At 63.7% G+C, this 2,157-nt stretch carries 3 protein-coding genes; all 3 read right to left on the reverse strand.

All coding sequences use genetic code 11. From position 1 onward, the window contains the following. Nucleotide 1 precedes the first annotated feature (1 nt). The 3 genes from LWF15_RS35720 to LWF15_RS35730 all read right to left on the reverse strand — a co-directional run bounded on the left by LWF15_RS35720 (nt 2) and on the right by LWF15_RS35730 (nt 1,994). Nucleotides 2-454 carry a hypothetical protein gene (locus LWF15_RS35720; protein WP_232815443.1) on the reverse strand — a complete coding sequence of 151 codons (453 nt, stop codon included), beginning with the start codon at nt 452-454 and terminating at the stop codon, nt 2-4. A 375-nt stretch (nt 455-829) separates the two neighbouring features. Then, a complete protein-coding gene (locus tag LWF15_RS35725) occupies nt 830-1,360 on the reverse strand; it encodes a hypothetical protein (RefSeq protein WP_232815444.1) in 531 nt (176 codons plus the stop codon). Nucleotides 1,361-1,712: 352 nt separating this feature from the next. Then, the gene (locus LWF15_RS35730; protein WP_232815445.1) at nt 1,713-1,994 is read right to left on the reverse strand and encodes a DUF262 domain-containing protein; all 282 of its coding nucleotides are present in this window, start codon (nt 1,992-1,994) and stop codon (nt 1,713-1,715) included. Nucleotides 1,995-2,157: the final 163 nt, after the last annotated feature.

Raw genomic sequence — 2,157 nt, forward strand, 5'->3', positions numbered from 1 at the left:
CTCAATAGATGACGCCGAGCCAGTGCGACGCGCACGCCATGCAGGTGCCGTCGGTCATCCACTCCGGAGGCTTCTGCCCGTGGCACAGGGCGCAGTAGCGGAAGGTCGCCCGGCGGGCCCTCAGCAACGCCGCCACCACGTGCTTGTCGGTGGCAGCGTCTCCGCTGATCTCCATCACGTCCGCGGGCTCGTGGATGAGAGAGTGAACCCCCTGCCAGCGGCCTACGGGACGGGCGACGACAGCCTGGGTCCCGTCGATCTGCAGCATCAACTGCACAGGTTCGCCGGCGACGTACCAGGGCTTTGGCGGCTCCAGGTCGACATCCCAGCGGCTGCGGGCGAGCTCGAGTTTGCTCCAGCCAGCTCCGTAGACCTCCAGGAACTGGTCCTGGTCGATACCGAGCTGGGTAGCCAGAACGTCTTCGATGCGCTGGGGTTCGATGGTCCCGGTCATGGATGCTCCTGAAGGTCTCGTTGGAGGTTCACACAACAATCAGATTGACCCAAGCGAGAGTCAAAATGGCTACGGACAACTGCAACCCGGTTGCGAGACAACAGCACGTGGGGTGGTATCGACGACTGTGGATGGCTGTGCGGGCAGAATGACGAGCAGGTGTTCGCGAAAGGCCAGGTTCAGTCGTCGACGCTGGGAGCGCGCTTGACGGTTTCTAGCGCGCCAGGATGCAGTCGTCTCTGGTCTGGTCCGCTGGCCGGCCGCGCGCCGCTCTGGGCGGCATGACGTGCGGCGGGTGACCCGGGCGATGCTGAGTTCCTTGAGAACGGCGGAAATCGATTGCAGATGCGGCGGGGAAGGGGAAAGAGTGCTCACTCATCGGTTCGGGATCTGGATGCGGCCGGTGGGCAAGACCTGGAAGGACGGATCCCGCCACGACCCGAGCTTTCCGTAGTCGATCTGGGCCTCACTGCCCGGCTCCACCGGCGGCCGCCAGACCGTCACCGCCGACCGGCGTGCTTCCTCCGGCAGATGCGCAGCCACCCACCGCTTCAACGACGAATACGAGGTATCCAGGCCATGTTCATCGACCAGCCGCTGGTGGATCGTGGCCTGAGTGACGCCTTGTTCCAGCTGTTCCAGGATGTAGTCCCGGTGCACCGCGATCGCCGGCCACGTCACCTGCCGCAACGCCGAGTCGCCCACCGCCGGGAACCACTCATCGATCAGCGAACGCCAATCCGGCTGCGATACAGCACCTCTCACAAGCCGTCCGGAATCCACCGCGGCCTGCGCCGGCGCAACATACTTCCGGATCGTCTTGCGGTCAATCCCCAGACTCTCCGCGATCTGGGCCTGGGAACGTTGCGCCCACCAGTGCTCATACAACTCAATCAGGTCGATCATCTCGAACGTCCTCCTCGCCATCGGGTCCCCTCCCACCGACATCGATGGAAGCGAGACTGCCCTGCCTGGGAGGCCACCCCTGCCCCGCCGCGCCCACCATCCTTATGGGGAATTACGTGAGCGACAGACAGCCGGGGTGGGGAATTACGTGAGCGAGAACCCCTCAACCTGAGGAATTACGTGAGCGCTGACACCAGGATCCGGCCGGCAGCTCGGTGAGCGCAGAATCCAGCAGCTGCCACAGTTCCTCGCAAGAGAATCCTTCTCACCCGGTGATCACAAAATCAGCGACAGAGCCGAATTACCTGAGCGACAGACAGTCGATGTGGGGAATTACGTGAGCGAGAACCCCTCAACCTGAGGAATTACGTGAGCGCTGACAGTCCTGCTCCCACTTGTTGACCAAGTACTGCTCATTCAGTCGCTCGCGGTGCTGTGCGCCCTCCACCTCGGCCCGGTGGTCGCGGATGGCGCACAGGAGGAGACTCAGCGTGGTGAGGCGCTGCTGGCCGTCGACAACGAGGAACTGCTGCACGCCAGCCGGGCCGTTCGTGGCGCCTGGAGCTAGGACCAAGGAACCGATGAAGTGGGTGGTCTGGCGGTCGGCCGCGCGGTCCTCGGTCAGCTTGAGCACGTCCTCCTAGAGACGGACGTGCTGCGGACGCTCCCATGAGTAAGTGCGCTGGTACAGGGGCACCAGGTACTGCTTGGTGCCTTCGAGCAGCACTTTCAGGGAAGTTTCGGCAGCGTGGACCAACGAGGCTCCCTAGCGAGGGGATTGGGGGATCACCCTATTC

This window comes from Kineosporia rhizophila (assembly GCF_021277265.1).
GTDB classification, from domain to species: Bacteria; Actinomycetota; Actinomycetes; order Actinomycetales; family Kineosporiaceae; genus Kineosporia; species Kineosporia rhizophila.